Raw genomic sequence first — 17,427 nt, forward strand, 5'->3', positions numbered from 1 at the left:
CCCTGAGGTGTGAGCCATCGTTGCAAAGCAACGCATGGCGAGCCTCGAAGGGCGAGGGCGTTTCACGTTTTCTTGCCCAGCCCAAAGCGCCGATTACAACGTGCCCTTGGTCGATGGAATCTCGCCCTTCGCCCGCTCGTCCACTTGCAGGGCCACGCGCAGCGCCCTGGCCAGACCCTTGAACGAAGATTCCGAAATATGGTGTGCATTGACGCCGTAAAGGGTCTCGATATGCAGATTCATGCCGACATGGGTCGAAAAGGCCTGAAAGAACTCGCGCACGAGATCCGTATCGAATTCGCCGATCTTCGGCCGGTCGAAGGTCGTCCGGAACACGAGATAAGGCCGCCCCGAGACATCGACGGCGACGCGGGTCAAGGTCTCGTCCATCGGCAGGAGCACATCGGCGAAGCGGGTGATGCCGCGCATGTCGCCCAAAGCCTTTTTTACGGCTTGGCCGAGCGCGATGCCCGTGTCCTCGACGGTATGATGATAATCGATATGCAGGTCGCCCTTGGCTGAAATCGCCATATCGATCAGGGAATGTTTGGCGAGTTGTTCCAGCATATGGTCGAAAAAGCCGATGCCCGTCGAGATTTTGGCCGCGCCGCTGCCGTCGAGATTAACGGCGACGTCGATCTCGGTTTCTTTCGTTTTGCGGGAGATTTCGGCTTTACGCATGGGTTTTTGAGGTCGCTTTCATTCGGCGGCTTCTAGCAAGTTAGGCCTTGCTTGACCACCCTGAGGGGGTTTTAGGCTTAAACTAGCCACGAAATCTAAAGATTTTTGCTTTCCGTCTCTTCCAAGCCCGGTCTTGCATCGGCGTGGCCTTCTCCATAGATGGGAGGCGTCGAGCAAGGATATGGTGACGCTGCCCTGCCGAAATGTCCTTTTATATAGTCTGTTTCCTTGGGAGTTCCGATTGCAGGACCAAACGCCCGGCCGCGAGAGCTGGCATGCGACGACGATCATCATGGTTCGCAAGGGCGGCCGTACCGTGATCGGCGGCGATGGCCAAGTTTCGATCGGACAAACGATCGTGAAGGGCAATGCCAAAAAAGTGCGGCGGCTTGCCAAGGGCGACGTCATCGGCGGTTTCGCCGGCGCGACGGCCGATGCCTTCACGCTCTTCGAGCGGCTCGAAAGCAAGCTGGAGCAATATCCGGGGCAACTCACCCGCGCCTGCGTCGAACTTGCCAAGGATTGGCGGACCGACCGCTATTTGCGCCGGCTCGAGGCCATGATGCTCGTTGCCGACAAGGACGTCGGCTTGGTCTTGACCGGCACGGGCGATGTGCTCGAACCCGAAGGCACAGACGGCGGCAGCGTGATGGGGATCGGCTCCGGCGGCAATTATGCCTTGGCTGCCGCTCGCGCCCTTATGCCAATGGATCTCGATGCGGAGGCGATCGCTCGCCGTTCGCTCGAAATCGCCTCAGAAATCTGCGTCTATACCAACCGCAATGTGGTCATCGAAACCATCGAACCATAATAGTGGCGCGACCGAAAGCTCATCCATGACCGATTTTTCTCCGCGCGAGATCGTCTCCGAACTCGATCGTTTCATCGTCGGGCAGAACGCGGCCAAGCGCGCTGTCGCCATTGCCTTGCGCAATCGCTGGCGGCGGCTGCGTCTCGAAGGCACGATGCGGGAAGAAGTCCTGCCGAAAAACATCTTGATGATCGGCCCCACCGGCTGCGGCAAGACCGAAATCGCGCGGCGTCTGGCGAAGCTCGCGGGCGCGCCTTTCCTAAAGGTCGAAGCCACCAAATTCACCGAAGTCGGCTATGTCGGGCGCGATGTCGAACAGATCATCCGCGATCTCGTCGAGACGGCGCTTGCCATGGTCAAGGAGGAAAAGCGCAAGACCCTGCGCGCGCGGGCCGAACAGGCTGCGGAAGAGCGTGTCTTGAACGCGCTCGTCGGTGCCAATGCCTCGCAGACGACGCGCGACGCCTTCCGCAAGAAACTCCGCGCCGGCGAGATGAACGATAAGGAAATCGAAATCGAGGTGTCCCAGCCAAGCCCTTCGCTGCCGATGTTCGATCTGCCCAATATGCCGGGCGCTTCGGTCGGCACGATCTCGCTCGGCGATATTTTCGGCAAATCCATGGGCAGCCGGCAGACTATACGCCGCACGACGGTAAAGGATGCCTACGAGCCTCTGATCCACGAAGAAAGCGACAAGCTGATCGATCAGGATCAGATCGTGCAGGAGGCGCTGCGCGAGGTCGAGAACAATGGGATCGTCTTCCTGGACGAGATCGACAAGATCTGCGCGCGCGAGGGGCGCGGCGGCGCCGACGTTTCGCGCGAAGGCGTGCAGCGCGATCTTCTGCCTTTGATCGAAGGCACGACGGTTGCGACCAAACATGGCGCGGTGAAAACCGATCATATTCTGTTTATAGCGTCGGGCGCTTTTCATGTGTCGAAGCCGTCGGATCTCTTGCCCGAGTTGCAAGGCCGCCTGCCGATCCGCGTCGAGCTTCAGCCTTTGAACGAGGATGATTTCCGCCGCATCCTCACCGAAACGGAGGCAAGCCTCATCAAGCAATATGAGGCTCTGCTGCAAACCGAGGGCGTCGAGCTCAATTTCGATCCCGAGGCGATCAAGGCGATCGCGCGCATCGCGGTCCAGGTGAATTCCACGGTCGAGAATATCGGCGCGCGGCGGTTGCAAACCGTGATGGAGCGTGTCTTGGACGAAGTGAGCTTCACCGCGCCGGACAAATCCGGCCAGACGGTTACGATCGACGCGGCCTATGTCGAAAAGAATGTCGGCGATCTCGCCAAGAACGCGGATTTGAGCCGGTTTATTTTGTGAAGCGGCCGTTCGTTTTGCAACATTAACGATTGTCCTCGTCCTTCGAGACGCTGGCTTCGCCAGCTCCTCAGGATGAGGACAATAGGTGCGCTGAAACTGAGCCCTCATCCTGAGGAGGCCGCGATAAGCGGCCGTCTCGAAGGACGAGGGCGATGGAGGCTGTTGTCAGCCGCTTGAAGCGGCTTCCGCCATCTCGCGCATCACCGCCCATAGCGCCGCGACATCTTCGCGTTCTGTCGGCAAAGCTCCGATCGAGACGCGCACCATCCAATGCCCGTCGATCGTGGCCGGCGTGACATAGGCGCGGCCCGAGCGATTGATGGCTTCTGCCCATTGTTTCGTATGCGCATCCAAGGCCTCGCCTTCGACTCCACCCGGTTCGTGCTTCACGCAGACGGTCTGCAGATGCACCGGCGCCAGCACGCGCCAATTGGGTGTCGAGGCGACCTCTGCTGCAAGCCATTGCGCGTTGGCCATATCGCGCCGTAATCGCTCGCGCAAAGCCTCCATGCCCTGCTCGCGCAGGACGAACCAGAGTTTCAACGCGCGAAACCGCCGGCCGAGCGGAATGCCCCAATCGCGCAAGTTTTTCACGCGGCCGTCGGCGGATGATTGCAGAAAGCTCGGATTGGTCGACATCACGCGCATCAGATGCTCGGGGTCGCGCACATAATAAAGCGAGCAGTCGAAAGGCGCGCCGAGCCATTTATGCGCATTGACGATGAGGCTGTCGGCGCCTTCGATGCCCTCCCACATGAAGCGGCATTCGGGCAGGATCATTGCGCTGCCGGCCATGGCCGCATCGACATGCAGCCAGATATTATGGCGCGCGGCTATCGCGGCGATCGGCGCCAAGGGATCGAACGCGGTTACCGCCGTGCTGCCCGTCGTGGCGACGATGGCGCAAGGGATCACGCCCGCGGCGAGGTCTTGCTCGATCAACTCCGCCAGCGCATCGGGGCGCATCGCGAAATTTTCGTCGCAGGCGACGGCGCGCAGATTGTCGCGGCCGAGGCCCGCGAGAAGCGCGGCCTTATCGACGGAACTATGGCTTTGCGAGGAGATATAAATGGCAAGTGGGCCTTCGGCTTGCAGGCCGCCGCGTGCTAGAGCATAGGAGGTTGCACGCTCGCGTGCGCAAATCAGCGCGATCAATGTCGAGGTCGAGGCGGTGTCCTGGATGACGCCGCTCCAGGCGGGGCTGAGGCCGAGCATCTGGCGCAGCCAATCGGTGACGCGTTCCTCGATCTCGGTGAGCGCTGGGGAAGCTTGCCAGGAAAGACCGATCACGCCGAGGCCGGTCGAGACGAGATCGGCCAAGACGCCAGACAAAAGCGCATTGGCCGGAAAATAGCCGAAGAACATTTTATGCTGCCAATGCGTCAGCCCTGGCATGACGACGCGGTCGAGATCCGCGATAAGCGCCTCCATGGGCTCCGGCTGTTCGGGCGGCGCCGTAGGCAGGGTGGCCTTGATGGCGCCCGGCTCGATTGCCTGCGAAACCGGCCTTTTCGAGAGGCTTTCGCGATAATCGGCGATCCAATCGACGAGTTGATGGCCATAGCGGCGAAATTCGTCAGGCGTCATGGTTTACGGGATTCTCTTTCAACCGATGTTGCGACGGAAACAAACATGTTTCATAGAAACCAGGTTACAACATGATGTCTTGCAACACGCGCTTGCAACCCTTGGCCCGCTGCGGGATAAAGCGCGCCGGAGCACGGCCCGAAAAGTTGGCTCGACTTTTCGAATAAGGCCGCGCTCGAAGCAAATGCCTAGAGTTATGTCCCCCGGAGTTTTCTCCTTAAATGACCCAATTCGTACAACGCGTTTTTTCCGGCGTGCAGCCGACCGGCAATCTGCATCTTGGAAATTACCTTGGCGCGATCGCCAAATTCGTCGAACTGCAAAAGACCCATGAATGCGTCTATTGCATCGTCGATCTGCATGCGATCACCGTGCCGCAAAAGCCCGAGACCTTACGCGCGAGCATCCGCGAAGTCACCGCGGCCTATATCGCCGTCGGCATCGATCCGAAGAAACATATCATCTTCAATCAGAGCCAGGTCGCCGAACATGCGGAACTTGCCTGGGTGTTGAATTGCGTTGCGCGCGTCGGATGGCTGAACCGGATGACGCAGTTCAAGGAGAAGGCCGGCAAGGATCGCGAGAATGTCTCGATCGGGCTCTATGTCTATCCGATCCTGATGGCCGCCGATATTCTGCTCTATAAGGCGACGCAGGTGCCGGTCGGCGAAGACCAGAAACAACATCTCGAACTTGCCCGCGACATCGCCCAGAAATTCAATCTCGATTATGGCGAATCGATCGCGGCGACGGGCCATGGCGAGGCGTTTTTCCCGCTGCCGGAACCGCTGATTCAGGGCCCGGCGACACGCGTGATGAGCCTGCGTGACGGCACCAAGAAAATGTCGAAATCGGACCCGTCCGATTATTCGCGCATCAATTTCACCGACGATGCCGATACGATCGCGCAAAAAATCCGCAAGGCGAAGACCGATCCCGAACCGCTTCCGTCCGAGATCGAAGGGCTGGGCAACCGGCCGGAGGCCGATAATCTCATCGGCATTTATGCGGCGCTTGAAAATCGCAGCAAGGCGGATGTGTTGCAAACATTCGGCGGCGGCCAATTTTCGACCTTCAAAAACGCGCTGGTCGATCTCGCGGTCGCCAAGCTCGAACCGATCGCCAGTGAAATGAAGCGTCTCTGCGCCGATAGCGCCTATATCGACGACGTTCTGGCAGATGGCGCCGCGCGGGCCCGTGAGATCGCGGCCGCCAATATGATCGCGGTGAAAAATATCGTCGGCTTCGTGGGCTGAGCCTATGATGGCGGCCTTCAATCGGGCGACAAGCGCATGCCGAAGATAAAGCAGAGCGAAGACGAGGCGCGCGAGGCGCTTGCCAAAAATCCCTTGCCGCAGACGTCTTGGGTCACGGTCGAGCCCGACGGCATAGCCATCAACACTGGTTTCAGCGAGGCGCTGATGCGGCTTTTACGCTGGGTGCCGCAGGCCAAATATCGTCCGGACAAAAGGCGCTGGCACGTTCCCTTCGCCGGAGCCAATGCCATTCGCTCCGTCCTGCCCGAAATCACGCGTCTCGCCGACGCGGCGCAAGAGCTCGACGACACACAAGTTGCTGAGCGCCGCGCCGCCGATGCGGCAATGGGAGATGCGCCCCATCTCAGCGAGGCGCATCAGCGTCTCACTGAAGCGGCACGGCTTCTCTATGGTGCCGAATGGACAGCGCCATTGGCCCGCGCGGCGAAGCTCGATCCGGCTTTCGTTGCGGGATGGGTCAATGGTTCGGTGCCGATCGATGCGAGTTATGGCGTCTTCAAAGATGTGGTTTCCTTGCTGCGCCAGCGTGCCGCAGAGATCGAAGCCGCGGCCGATGGGCTCGAGGCCTGGTTCACCGCCAAGCGCCATGAGACCAAGTAAGCTTCATGAAGATGGCCGAAAGCCTCAGCGGGGCTGAGGCAGGGGCCTTGGCTTCAGCGCTTCGCCTAAACTTTACGCTTAAAACCTTGCCGTCTGCCGCTCTTGTGCGCATATGTTGGAAACGTTCTATGTGCTACAATGAGTTAGAAGCCGGCGGGATGCTTTGCAGGACGAGCTGCCTGTCCCGTACCGGCTTTTGAGGTCGATCACGTCCTGGCTGTGTCGAGGCCATCGTGATCTTAGGCGGCCGCCCGCGTGCGCAGGCCGCCCGGGAGAAAATGTATGTTCATCCAAACCGAAGCCACGCCCAATCCCAATACATTGAAGTTCCTGCCCGGCTGCAAAGTCATGAGCCTGGGCACGCTCGATATCCGCGGCGCCGAGGGCGCGCGGCAATCGCCTTTGGCGGAAGCTCTGTTTTCGATCGATGGCGTCAGCGGCGTGTTTTTCGGCAGCGACTTCATTTCGGTGACCAAGGCATCGGGCGATTGGGCCGAGCTCAATCCGCAGATCCTCGGCGCCATCATGGAGCATTTCCTGTCGGGTGCGTCTTTGCTGAGCGAAGCGGTCGGCGGCGATCCGAAGGAGGGCGAAGAGTTTTTCGCTCCCGCCGATGCCGAGACCGTGGCGACGATCAAGGAATTGCTCGAGACCCGCGTGCGCCCGTCGGTCGCCAATGATGGCGGCGACATCAAGTTTCGCGGCTTCCGCGATGGCACTGTCTATCTCGCGATGAAGGGCTCATGCTCGGGCTGCCCGTCGTCTTCGCAGACGCTGAAGCATGGCATTCAAAATCTGCTCAAGCATTATTTGCCGGATATTCGCGCTGTCGAGCAGATCTAAAGCGTTTTCAAGCGAAGTGGATCATGCTTCGCGTGAAGAAAACGTGTCAAAAGCAAACTACAGAAACCGTCTTTCGCGATCGTCATTGATCGTTTGCAATAAAACGATCACTGTAGCGCCATGAAAATCCTGGCGATCGATACGGCATTGCCCGCTGTTTCCGTTTGCGTGCTGGAAGACGGCGCGGCCGCTCCCGAAGCAACGGAGACGGTTGCGATGGAACGCGGCCATGCGGAAGCGCTTCTGCCGATGATCGACCGAGTCATGGCCCGCGTCGAAGGCGGCTTTCCGGCGCTCGATCGCGTCGCTGTGACGGTCGGTCCTGGTTCTTTCACCGGGTTGCGCGTCGGGATCGCGGCGGGACGCGCCATCGGCATCGCCTGCGGAATCCCGACGGTCGGCGTTTCGACGCTGGCAGCTCTTGCGGCGCCCTTGATCCTCGATGAAAAGCCGGGCCTCGTCGGCGTCGCCATCGATGCAAGGCACGGCAATGTCTATTTCGCCGCCTTCGAGGCGGATGGGCGGACCTACCAGCCGCCGCATCTCACCTCCGTCCGCGAGGCCATTCGCAGCCTCGGTGCCGGGCCGATCCGGCTTGCTGGCTCCGGCGCGCCCATGCTTGCGATCGAAGCCTGGTCGATCGGGATTTCCGCCGAAGTCGCCGGCGCGACGATCGCGCCCGACATCACCTATGTCGCGCGGCTCGGCCTTCTCGCCGACCCGGCTTTGGCGCCCGCCCGGCCGCTCTATCTGAAGCCGCCGGACGCCAAACCGCAGCAGGCCGGGCGGATTCCACTTGAGACGCCATAAATCATGTCGCGTTTTTTCGAAGGCGCGCGCTCTGCCCTTTCAAAGCTGAGGGGCCAAGCGCCTGCATTGCCTGTCGTCCGCCGTATCGGTCGCGAGCGCGCCGCCGATTGCGCGGCGCTGCATGCGCTGTCCTTCGCGCATCCTTGGTCTGTCGCCGAACTCGAACAATTGCTCGGCGCCAAGGAGAGTTTGGCCGATGGTGCGCTCGACGGCAAAGGTCAGATGCTTTTCGGATTCGTCTTGTCGCGGCAAGCCGCGGACGAGGCCGAGATCCTGACGATCGCGGTCGATCCGGCGCATCGCAAGGCCGGCATCGGCGCAAAGCTTTTAGCCGCGCATCTCGCCAAGCTCGCCGCCGCGCGGGTGAAAACCCTATTTCTCGAAGTCGATCAGAACAACGTGGCGGCGCGGGCGCTTTACGCGCGTTTCGGCTTCCGGCAGGTCGGCGAGCGCAAGGCCTATTATCGCACCGCGGACGGCAGCCGCGCGACGGCGCTCGTCATGCGGTTGGATTTGGATGAGCGATTGTCTTCGCGCGAGAGACATGACCCATTACGCTCAAACTCAAAACCCTCATCCTGAGGAGCTTGCGTAGCAAGCGTCTCGAAGGACGAGAGTTTTGAACGGCGCAGGGTGAGCTGATCCCTCGCCCTTCGAGGCGCGCTTCGCGCGCACCTCAGTGTGAGGGATCATGCAATCAGGTTCAACCTCAGGTCACGCCGCCTTCATCAGGTTTTGCGAGACGAGTTCGCGCAAGGTGCCAAGGTCGCGCGCGAAGGTGCGGATGCCTTCGGCGAGTTTTTCCGTCGTCATCGCGTCTTCGTTGATGAGGAAGCGGAAGGTCTTCTCGTCGAGCGAGAATTTCGCTGGCGCCTCACTGGCTGTTGCCTGCGGATCGAGCCGGCGCGGCAGCTCGCCCATGTCCTTCGACAGCTCGTCGAGAAGCGCGGGGGCGATGGTCAGCCGGTCGCAGCCGGCGAGAGCTTCGATCTCGCCCTTATTGCGGAAGGAAGCGCCCATGATCACCGTCTTCACGTCATAGGCTTTATAATAAGCATAGATTTGCCGCACCGAGGCGACGCCCGGATCGGTCTCGGGCGTGAAGGTCTTGCCCTCGGCCTTCATATGCCAATCGAGGATACGGCCGACGAAAGGCGAAATCAGAAAAGCGCCGGCTTCGGCGCAGGCGACCGCCTGGGTCAGCGAAAAGCAGAGCGTCATGTTGCAGTCTATGCCATCGGCTTGCAGCTTGGCCGCCGCCTGAATGCCTTCCCAGGTCGCCGCGATCTTGATGAGGATCCGGTTGCGCGAAATCCCGCGGCTCTCGTAATCGGCAATGATCGAATGCGCCTTGGCGATGGTTCCTTGCGTATCGAAGGAGAGATCGGCATCGACCTCCGTCGATACGCGGCCGGGCACGATGCGCGTCAGCTCGGCACCGAAATTGACCGCGAGCCTATCCGTAACGCGGCTCGTCACTTCGTTATGGCTGCGTCCCCAGACGATCGCTTCCTCGACGAGATGCGCATAGGCGGGCATTTGCGCCGCTTTGAGGATCAAGGTCGGATTCGTCGTGCAATCCACCGGCGCGAAGGCCTTGATCGCGTCCATGTCGCCGGTGTCGGCGACGATGACCGTCATGGATTTCAGCTGATCGAGTTTTGAAGACATGATGCGATCCGGGTTTCCTGGCTTGAGGTTTTGAAGTTTGGGATTTTATGACGTCTGGACGCCCAGAGAAGATTGGCCTCGGCCAGCCAACCATCAAGGTGGTTTAGGCCTAATCTGTGACAGATCCTTCGCGCCCTCAAGCCCGGCGATGGTTTAAGCGCAACCGCTACTATGCTTAGCTTGCCGCGCGTTTGTCCTCGATCAAGCCGCCGGCCGTGCCGCCACGAGCGTTTCGAGCACCCGGCTGATCCGGCGGAAATCGACGGGTTTCGCCAAGACCACGTCTATACCGGCTTCCGTCGCACGGTTTTGCGCGGCATCGTATAGATCGGCTGTCAGCGCGACGAGCGGCGTCCGCCGGGCTCCGGCCCGCTGTTCCGCCTGCCTGATCAACCGGGCGGCCTCAAAACCATCTCGTACCGGCATGCGAATATCGAGAAAAATCGCGTCGAAAGCCGGGCCCATTCCGGTGATCGCCGCTTCGGCGAGGGCCGTCGCCGCCAAGCCATCGCGGCAGCGCGTCACGCGCCCGCCGAGCCGTTCGAGATGGCGCGTCGCAAGCAGGGCATTGATGTCATTATCTTCGGCGAGCAGGATCTCAAATCGGCCAAGCTCGCTCTGTTCGGGGCTGCGCCGTTGCGTGGCGGTGCTGGCGGCAGGCTCTTGCGTTGCGCCGAACCGTGCGAACAGAGACCGCGAGCGCACAGGCTTCACGAGCCAGCCGTCAAATCCCTGGATCGTCGCCTGTCCGAAAGCGCGGCGCTCGAAAGGCGAAAACAAAACGAGTGCGCGGCCCACACCTGCCGCGCGGGCCGCGGCTCCCACTCTTTTGGTTTCCTCCGGACCGAGCGCGCAATCGACAATGACAATATCTGGAAGGGCGCCGGGCAGAGCTGGTGCCAGAGCGGCGAGCGCCGCTTCCTCGGTGTCGGCCTGCTGGACATGGATTCCGGCGGCTGCGAGACGTTCGGCTAGATATGGGGCTTCGAAAGGCGACGACGCGACGATGAGGGCATTGCGTCCGGCGAGCGAGGGAAGGGTTTCCACCGGCTCTTTTCCGGCTGCCGCGCGCAATGGCAGATGCATCGCGAAAACCGAGCCCTCGGGGCTCGTCGCTTCGAGTTCGAGCGATCCGCCCATCCGCATGGCGATGCGGCGCGAGATGGCAAGGCCAAGCCCCGTTCCTGCGGGTCTTCGGGTTGCGCCGCCGCCTTGTTCGAAATCCTCGAAAATGCGCGCGCGCTGGGCTGCTGGAACGCCCGGCCCGGTATCGGCGATCTCGAACCGGATCGCCGGGCCCTCCGCCTTCGAAACGCGCAAGCCTACGCCGCCCGCGTCGGCGAATTTGACCGCATTGCCCGCGAGATTGAACAGAATTTGCCGCAATCGCCCAGCGTCGCCGATGATTTTCGTGGGAAGGTCGGCTGCGACCAGGCAAGCGATTTCCAACCCTTTGCCCTGCGCGCGCGGGGCAAGAAGCTCGGCGACACCTTCGACGAGCGGTTCGAGATCGAAGGCTTCCTCGACCAGATCGAGCTTGCCGGCCTCGATCTTGGAGAAATCCAGAATTTCCTCGATGAGGGAGGCGAGCGCCGTGCCCGACGTGCGGATCGCCTCGACATAGGTCGTCTGTTCGCCGTCGAGACCCGTCTCCAGCAAAAGCTCCGCCATGCCGAGGATGCCGTTGAGCGGCGTCCTGATTTCATGGCTGACTGTCGCCACGAACCGCGACTTGGCTTCGCTCATGGCTTCGGCGCGATCGAGCGCGGCGGCGGCTTCTTTCAGATGGGCGATTTCGGCCTGCATGGCGCGCGCTCTTTGCCCGAACCGCAAAGCGACGACGAGGCCCGCGCAGCCGAGGATCACGGCTACGGCGCTGAGAAAAAGGCCGGAAAACACTTCAAGCATCGCAAGACATCAGTGCAGCCAAGGGGTCCTTCCGGGGGAAGGTTTGCCTGCAAACATGGCGGTAAGGGCTTGCTTTTCCGTTTCCTTGACCGAGGAAACAGGGTGCGACCGGGTCGCTACAATCAATTTGCCCCGCCTTGGCACATCCAAGGGCGGGGCAAGCTCGTCAGAAAATGGAGATGGAAGGTTTATTTGAGGAGTTTCACCAAAGCTTTGCCGGCCTTGCTCTTCAATTCCTTGGCAGTCAAAGTGCCGTCGCTGTCCGGATCGGCGGCTTTGAACAGCTTTTCGACAATGCCGAGATATTCGTCCTTGGTGAGAGTCTTGTCGCTATCGGGATCGCCGGCCGTGAAATCGCTTTTGCTGACGTGACCCTTGGCTTCCTTGGCGTCGACCGTCCCTTCGCTATCCTTGTCGAGCTTGTCGAAAGTTGCAGAGGCCGCGGCCTTGGCTTCGGCCAGATCGAGCGTGCCGTCCTTATCGGTGTCGAAGGGGACGGCGGCCGTGGCCGCGAAGGTCGGAACCGAAACCGTCAAACTTGCGGGAAAAGCGGCAAATGCACAAAGACCAAAACCAATAATCATCTTCCGGCTGTCGATCATTTTGAACTCCTTCAGGATTGTTTCTAGGAATTTTTTGGAAAAATCCCTTTTTTAAGCTCCATCCGTTTCGACACAGAGATGGAAGTCGCAAAAAATATGGGTGATTTCCATCGAAAGGGAAGCGCTGCCGGGTCAAATTCGGACAAATACTTCGCACACACGCACTTAATCCCGAATACCCTCCAAGATTTCAGGCTTAATGGTCGCGATCTACCGCATGACTCGTCCGAGGCGTCTCGGAATCACGCGGCTTGCAATTGGGCGCAGAAATCGCCGCGGTAGGACAAAGCTTCAGCAAGATGCACATGGCCGACCTCGCGGGCTTGATCGAGATCGGCGATGGTGCGCGCGAGCTTCAAAACGCGATGGAAGCCTCGCGCGGAAAGATGCAGCCGTTCCGACGCGTCCCGCACGAGTTTCAAACCGGCTGCGTCGGGCCGCGCGACCGCCTCGATGACGGAAGCCGGTGCCGCCGCATTCGAGCCGACGCCCGGCAGACCGAGATCCTTATAGCGCTTGTGCTGGATCGCGCGGGCAAGCGCGACCCGCGCCGCGACATCGGCGGAAGATTCGGCCGGCGGCGGCAGCATCAGATCGGCGGCGCTCACGGCGGGAACTTCGATCGAAAGATCCATGCGGTCGAGCAGAGGCCCCGATAGGCGCGCTTGATATTGCGCCATGCAGCGCCGATTGGGCTGGCGGTTGCAGGCAAAGCCCGGATCGAGCGCATGGCCGCAGCGGCATGGATTCATCGCCGCGATCAATTGAACCCTGGCCGGATAAAGCGCCCGGTGGTTCGCGCGGGCAATCAGCACCTCACCCGTCTCCAACGGCTGGCGCAGGCTGTCCAGGACCTGGGGTTGAAACTCCGGCAATTCGTCGAGAAAGAGCACGCCATGATGGGCGAGCGAGATTTCGCCGGGCAGAGCCCTTGTGCCGCCGCCGACCAAAGCCGCAGTCGAGGCCGAATGATGCGGTGCCCGGAACGGCCGCCGGTCGGTGAGTTGACCGCCGGACAAGGCGCCGGCCACCGAATGGATGAGCGAGACTTCGAGAAGTTCGGCCGCGGTGAGCGGCGGCAAAATCGACGGCAACCGCGCGGCCAGCATGGATTTTCCGGCGCCGGGCGGCCCGTTCATGAGCAGATTATGACCGCCCGCGGCGGCGATTTCGAGCGCCCGCTTGGCGCTCTCCTGGCCCTTGATGTCGCGCAGATCGGGCAAAAGCCCGGGCGCTGGGCGCATGGCGGGCTGCGGCCGTACCATCACCTGCGTCCCCCTGAAATGGTTGGCGAGCTGAATGAGCGAAATAGGCGCCAGCACTTCGATGTCGCTCGAGGCCCAGGCCGCTTCCGCGCCGCAATCCGCGGGACAGATCAAGCCATGGTTGCGGGCATTGGCGGCAATCGCGGCCGGAAGCACGCCGGCGACCGAGGCAATCCGCCCGTCGAGGCCCAATTCACCGAGTACCGTGAAGCCTTGCAGCGCATCGGTGGGCACGGCGCCGATCGCCGCCATGATGCCGAGTGCGATCGGCAGATCGTAATGGCTGCCTTCCTTCGGCAGGTCGGCCGGCGCGAGATTGACGGTGATGCGCTTGGCCGGCAAAGCCAGGCCCGAGGCCGTGAGCGCCGCACGGACGCGCTCGCGCGATTCCGCCACGGCCTTGTCGCCGAGCCCGACGACGGTAAAAGCCACATTGCCATTGGCGATCTGCACCTGCACATCGACCGGCCGGGCTTCGATACCCTCGAATGCGACCGTTGCCACCCGGACGACCATGCAAACCCCTCAGATCCGCGCTAGGTCAAGGTTAATGAATTTGCTGCATTCCATCAAGAACAATCAGAGAACATCTAACCAAAATCGTCTGCCGGTTTCACCGATGTCTGCCACGGAATTCTGATTATCCTTTCAAGACAACAGTTTGTTTCAGCGTCGCTGAAAACCAGCCGTGGCATTTTATTACCCGCGGAGTTGGAACCAAATTCCCTGATGGGCCGTTTTTGGTCTAGCTTGCCTAACGTGCAGGCGAATGAAAGCGTGCCCAATTGAAAAAAATCCAAGATCTCCACGTCCTCGTCGTCGAAGACGAGGCCATTATCGCCATGTTGATCGAGGACACGCTTCTCGACATCGGTTGCAAGAGCGTCGAAGTGGCGCCGTCGATTGACCGGGCGCTCGAGGCCCTCGCAGCCAAGAAGCCCGATTTTGCCATCCTCGATCTCAATCTCCACGGCAGCCGCAGTTATCCCGTCGCGGATGCGTTGCGTGGGCATGGCCGGCCCTTCGTCTTCTTGTCCGGCTATGGCGCCAAGGGCCTCGACGGAAACTATAAAAATGCGGATGTTCTGCAAAAGCCGTTTCAGCAGAACGATCTCGAAACAGCTTTGAAGCGGGCCTTGCTCTTGGATGCGGATGCATCGTAACGGCTGCGGCCGTTGATCTTTCATTTGAGCCAAATCATTTCCAAGCGGAATGATTTGCGTTTTCTTCCCTCCCAGCCACTACCAGTTCACGATCACTTGACTACATTCGACCTGAGGGCCGCCGTAACGGGGCCCTGGTTGTGTAGCCGCGCGTTCGCCGCTTCGGGGCAGGCGTGGGGAGGGAGAAGAGATGAATTTCGATAAATATACCGAACGCACGCGCGGCTTCGTTCAGAGCGCCCAGTCGCTCGCCGTGCGCGAAGGCCATCAGCAGTTCACGCCCGAACATATTTTGAAGGTTCTGCTCGACGATCCGGAAGGGCTCGCCGCGGGCCTCATCAATAAAGCAGGCGGCCGCGCCAAGGATGCGCTGGCTGCGACAGAGCTCGCGCTTGCAAAATTGCCGAAGGTCCAGGGCTCCGGCGCCGGGCAGGTTTACCTTGCTCCGACCACGGCGCGCATTTTCGACAATGCCGAAAAGATCGCCGAGAAGGCGGGCGATTCCTATGTGACCGTCGAGCGGCTTTTGCTGGCGCTCGCCATGGAGAAAAGCGCCGAAACCGGCAAGATTCTCGAAAAGGCGGGCCTCACGCCGCAAAATCTCAATGCCGCGATTGAAGATCTGCGCAAGGGCCGCACCGCCGATAATGCCACGGCCGAGAATGCCTACGACGCCTTGAAGAAATATACACGCGACATCACCGAGGCCGCACGTAACGGCAAGCTCGATCCGGTCATCGGCCGCGACGAGGAAATCCGCCGTTCGATCCAGGTCCTCTCACGCCGCACCAAGAATAATCCGGTGCTGATCGGCGAGCCGGGCGTCGGCAAGACGGCCATCGTCGAAGGCCTTGCCTTGCGCATCGTCAACGAAGACGTGCCGGAAAGCCTTAAGGACAAGAAGCTACTTGCTCTCGACATGGGCGCTTTGATCGCCGGTACGAAATTCCGCGGCGAATTCGAAGAGCGGCTGAAGGCCATCTTGAACGAAGTTACCTCGGCGGCCGGCGGAATCATCCTATTCATCGATGAAATGCACACGCTCGTCGGCGCCGGCAAGACCGATGGCGCGATGGATGCCTCTAACCTCTTGAAGCCCGCCTTGTCGCGTGGCGAATTGCATTGCATCGGCGCGACCACGCTCGACGAATACCGTAAATATATCGAGAAGGACGCGGCGCTCGCACGGCGCTTCCAGCCGATCTATGTGTCGGAGCCGACGGTCGAGGATACGATCTCGATCCTGCGCGGCCTCAAGGAAAAATACGAGCTGCATCACGGCGTGCGCATCACCGACAGCGCGATCGTCGCGGCGGCCACGTTGTCGAATCGTTATATCGCCGACCGGTTTCTGCCGGATAAGGCGATCGATCTCATCGACGAAGCGGCTTCGCGCCTGCGCATGCAGGTCGATTCGAAGCCGGAGGAATTGGACGAACTCGACCGCAGGATCATCCAGCTCAAGATCGAACAGGAAGCCTTGAAAAAGGAGACCGATCAGGCCTCCAAGGATCGCTTGGGCAAACTCGAAGGCGAATTGGCCGAGCTCGAAGATAAATCGGCTGTTCTCACGACTCGTTGGCGGGCCGAGAAAGACAAACTCGGCAGCGCGCAGAAGATCAAGGAACAGTTGGATGCGGCGCGCAACGAGCTCGTCCAGGCGCAAAGGCGCGGCGAATATCAGCGCGCCGGCGAATTGACCTATGGCGTCATTCCCGACCTCGAAAAGAAGCTCGCCGAGACGGAAGCCCGGGGCGGTGGCAGCGATCTCGTGGCTGAAGAGGTCACGCCGAACGACGTCGCGCAGGTGGTCTCGCGCTGGACCGGCGTGCCCGTCGATAAAATGCTCGAGGGCGAGCGCGACAAGCTTTTGCGCATGGAAGAAGTGCTCGAAAAATCGGTCGTTGGCCAGGACGAGGCAGTGAAAGCGGTCTCGACCGCGATCAGGCGTGCTCGGGCAGGATTGCAGGATCCCAATCGTCCGATCGGTTCCTTCATGTTCCTCGGCCCGACCGGTGTTGGCAAGACCGAGCTCACCAAGGCGCTCGCGGGCTTCCTCTTCGATGACGAGAGCGCGCTGCTGCGCATCGATATGTCGGAATATATGGAGAAACATTCGGTCGCCCGCCTGATTGGCGCACCGCCCGGCTATGTCGGCTATGAGGAGGGCGGCGCGCTCACCGAGGCCGTGCGGCGTAGGCCCTATCAGGTCATACTCTTCGACGAGATCGAAAAGGCGCATCCGGATGTCTTCAACGTGCTGTTGCAGGTGCTTGACGACGGCCGGCTGACCGATGGTCAGGGCCGCACCGTCGATTTCCGTAATGTGCTTATCGTCATGACGTCCAATCTCGGTGCCGATTTCCTCGTCATGCAGAAGGAGGGCGAGGATTCGGCTGCCGTGCATGATGAAGTCATGCAGGTGGTACGGGCTCATTTCCGGCCGGAGTTCTTGAACCGGATCGACGAAATCATCCTCTTCCACCGGCTGCGGCGCGAGGATATGGCGGCGATCGTCGACATCCAGATGCGGCGGCTCGGCAAATTGCTGGCGGATCGCGACATCACCCTCGACCTGCATCCTGGCGCCCGCGCCTGGCTTGCCGAAAAGGGTTACGATCCGGCCTATGGCGCAAGGCCTTTGAAGCGCGTCATTCAGAAGGCGGTCCAGGATCTGTTGGCGGAGAAGATCCTCGCTGGCGAGATCCACGACGGCGACCGGGTGACGATCAGTGTCGGCGGCAATGGGCTCGTGCTCGAACCGCATCGTCCTACGGGCGAGCGCGGCGCGACCGTGGTGAATTTCGCCAAAGGCGCCTGAACCAAAGGTAGCCGAAGAGCATGGTTCCGAAGGGAGAAAGCCAGACTGCCCAAAA

General features: G+C 60.7%; 15 protein-coding genes. 9 read left to right on the top strand and 6 right to left on the bottom strand.

Going from position 1 to position 17,427, the window contains the following annotated elements; genetic code table 11:
• Positions 1-93 precede the first annotated feature (93 nt).
• Positions 94-681, bottom strand: coding sequence for an imidazoleglycerol-phosphate dehydratase HisB (gene hisB / locus A3OQ_RS0105080; protein WP_020174284.1), 588 nt, complete (start codon positions 679-681; stop codon positions 94-96).
• A 181-nt stretch (positions 682-862) separates the two neighbouring features.
• On the opposite strand from hisB, the gene hslV reads away from it, so the two are divergent.
• On the top strand, positions 863-1,492 hold the full coding sequence (hslV, locus tag A3OQ_RS0105085) for an ATP-dependent protease subunit HslV (RefSeq protein WP_020174285.1): 630 nt from the start codon (positions 863-865) through the stop codon (positions 1,490-1,492).
• A gap of 25 nt (positions 1,493-1,517) precedes the next feature.
• Positions 1,518-2,825, top strand: a complete 1,308-nt coding sequence (hslU, locus tag A3OQ_RS0105090) for an ATP-dependent protease ATPase subunit HslU (protein ID WP_020174286.1) — start codon at positions 1,518-1,520, stop codon at positions 2,823-2,825.
• Positions 2,826-2,990: 165 nt separating this feature from the next.
• On the opposite strand, the gene A3OQ_RS0105095 is transcribed toward hslU, so the two are convergent.
• On the bottom strand, positions 2,991-4,412 hold the full coding sequence (locus A3OQ_RS0105095; RefSeq protein WP_020174287.1) for a pyridoxal phosphate-dependent decarboxylase family protein: 1,422 nt from the start codon (positions 4,410-4,412) through the stop codon (positions 2,991-2,993).
• 221 nt (positions 4,413-4,633) lie between these two features.
• Here A3OQ_RS0105095 and trpS point away from each other — a divergent pair, with 221 nt between their 5' ends.
• From trpS to rimI, 5 genes are all read left to right on the top strand, one after another.
• Positions 4,634-5,668 carry a tryptophan--tRNA ligase gene (trpS, locus tag A3OQ_RS0105100; RefSeq protein WP_020174288.1) on the top strand — a complete coding sequence of 345 codons (1,035 nt, stop codon included), beginning with the start codon at positions 4,634-4,636 and terminating at the stop codon, positions 5,666-5,668.
• A 36-nt stretch (positions 5,669-5,704) separates the two neighbouring features.
• Positions 5,705-6,289 (top strand): hypothetical protein, encoded by a 585-nt coding sequence (locus A3OQ_RS21345; RefSeq protein ID WP_020174289.1) that lies wholly within the window; start codon positions 5,705-5,707, stop codon positions 6,287-6,289.
• A 282-nt stretch (positions 6,290-6,571) separates the two neighbouring features.
• Positions 6,572-7,132, top strand: a complete 561-nt coding sequence (locus tag A3OQ_RS0105110; RefSeq protein ID WP_020174290.1) for a NifU family protein — start codon at positions 6,572-6,574, stop codon at positions 7,130-7,132.
• A gap of 120 nt (positions 7,133-7,252) precedes the next feature.
• The gene (tsaB, locus tag A3OQ_RS0105120) at positions 7,253-7,942 is read left to right on the top strand and encodes a tRNA (adenosine(37)-N6)-threonylcarbamoyltransferase complex dimerization subunit type 1 TsaB (RefSeq protein WP_020174292.1); all 690 of its coding nucleotides are present in this window, start codon (positions 7,253-7,255) and stop codon (positions 7,940-7,942) included.
• Positions 7,943-7,945: 3 nt separating this feature from the next.
• Complete coding sequence (gene rimI, locus A3OQ_RS0105125; RefSeq protein WP_020174293.1) at positions 7,946-8,524, top strand: ribosomal protein S18-alanine N-acetyltransferase; 579 nt, start codon at positions 7,946-7,948, stop codon at positions 8,522-8,524.
• A 132-nt stretch (positions 8,525-8,656) separates the two neighbouring features.
• Here the strand turns inward: rimI and tal are convergent, their stop codons facing one another.
• From tal to A3OQ_RS0105145, 4 genes are all read right to left on the bottom strand, one after another.
• Positions 8,657-9,613 carry a transaldolase gene (gene tal / locus A3OQ_RS0105130; RefSeq protein WP_020174294.1) on the bottom strand — a complete coding sequence of 319 codons (957 nt, stop codon included), beginning with the start codon at positions 9,611-9,613 and terminating at the stop codon, positions 8,657-8,659.
• Positions 9,614-9,814: 201 nt separating this feature from the next.
• On the bottom strand, positions 9,815-11,521 hold the full coding sequence (locus A3OQ_RS21350) for an ATP-binding protein (RefSeq protein WP_020174295.1): 1,707 nt from the start codon (positions 11,519-11,521) through the stop codon (positions 9,815-9,817).
• Between the two features lie 188 nt (positions 11,522-11,709).
• Positions 11,710-12,123: a lanmodulin LanM gene (gene lanM, locus A3OQ_RS0105140; RefSeq protein WP_020174296.1), complete on the bottom strand. Its 414-nt coding sequence runs from the start codon at positions 12,121-12,123 to the stop codon at positions 11,710-11,712.
• 242 nt (positions 12,124-12,365) lie between these two features.
• A complete protein-coding gene (locus tag A3OQ_RS0105145; RefSeq protein ID WP_020174297.1) occupies positions 12,366-13,904 on the bottom strand; it encodes a YifB family Mg chelatase-like AAA ATPase in 1,539 nt (512 codons plus the stop codon).
• A 269-nt stretch (positions 13,905-14,173) separates the two neighbouring features.
• Here A3OQ_RS0105145 and A3OQ_RS0105150 point away from each other — a divergent pair, with 269 nt between their 5' ends.
• Positions 14,174-14,551: a response regulator gene (locus A3OQ_RS0105150; RefSeq protein WP_020174298.1), complete on the top strand. Its 378-nt coding sequence runs from the start codon at positions 14,174-14,176 to the stop codon at positions 14,549-14,551.
• 190 nt (positions 14,552-14,741) lie between these two features.
• Positions 14,742-17,372: an ATP-dependent chaperone ClpB gene (gene clpB, locus A3OQ_RS0105155; RefSeq protein ID WP_020174299.1), complete on the top strand. Its 2,631-nt coding sequence runs from the start codon at positions 14,742-14,744 to the stop codon at positions 17,370-17,372.
• Positions 17,373-17,427: the final 55 nt, after the last annotated feature.

The organism is Methyloferula stellata AR4, from assembly GCF_000385335.1.
GTDB classification, from domain to species: Bacteria; Pseudomonadota; Alphaproteobacteria; order Rhizobiales; family Beijerinckiaceae; genus Methyloferula; species Methyloferula stellata.

Excerpts from the sequence above, each read along its gene's own strand:
- hisB (WP_020174284.1), bottom strand. The coding sequence starts at position 681 with ATGCGTAAAGCCGAAATCTCCCGCAAAACGAAAGAAACCGAGATCGAC.
- hslV (WP_020174285.1), top strand. The coding sequence starts at position 863 with ATGGTGACGCTGCCCTGCCGAAATGTCCTTTTATATAGTCTGTTTCCT.
- hslU (WP_020174286.1), top strand. The coding sequence starts at position 1,518 with ATGACCGATTTTTCTCCGCGCGAGATCGTCTCCGAACTCGATCGTTTC.
- A3OQ_RS0105095 (WP_020174287.1), bottom strand. The coding sequence starts at position 4,412 with ATGACGCCTGACGAATTTCGCCGCTATGGCCATCAACTCGTCGATTGG.
- trpS (WP_020174288.1), top strand. The coding sequence starts at position 4,634 with ATGACCCAATTCGTACAACGCGTTTTTTCCGGCGTGCAGCCGACCGGC.
- A3OQ_RS21345 (WP_020174289.1), top strand. The coding sequence starts at position 5,705 with ATGCCGAAGATAAAGCAGAGCGAAGACGAGGCGCGCGAGGCGCTTGCC.
- A3OQ_RS0105110 (WP_020174290.1), top strand. The coding sequence starts at position 6,572 with ATGTTCATCCAAACCGAAGCCACGCCCAATCCCAATACATTGAAGTTC.
- tsaB (WP_020174292.1), top strand. The coding sequence starts at position 7,253 with ATGAAAATCCTGGCGATCGATACGGCATTGCCCGCTGTTTCCGTTTGC.
- rimI (WP_020174293.1), top strand. The coding sequence starts at position 7,946 with ATGTCGCGTTTTTTCGAAGGCGCGCGCTCTGCCCTTTCAAAGCTGAGG.
- tal (WP_020174294.1), bottom strand. The coding sequence starts at position 9,613 with ATGTCTTCAAAACTCGATCAGCTGAAATCCATGACGGTCATCGTCGCC.
- A3OQ_RS21350 (WP_020174295.1), bottom strand. The coding sequence starts at position 11,521 with ATGCTTGAAGTGTTTTCCGGCCTTTTTCTCAGCGCCGTAGCCGTGATC.
- lanM (WP_020174296.1), bottom strand. The coding sequence starts at position 12,123 with ATGATCGACAGCCGGAAGATGATTATTGGTTTTGGTCTTTGTGCATTT.
- A3OQ_RS0105145 (WP_020174297.1), bottom strand. The coding sequence starts at position 13,904 with ATGGTCGTCCGGGTGGCAACGGTCGCATTCGAGGGTATCGAAGCCCGG.
- clpB (WP_020174299.1), top strand. The coding sequence starts at position 14,742 with ATGAATTTCGATAAATATACCGAACGCACGCGCGGCTTCGTTCAGAGC.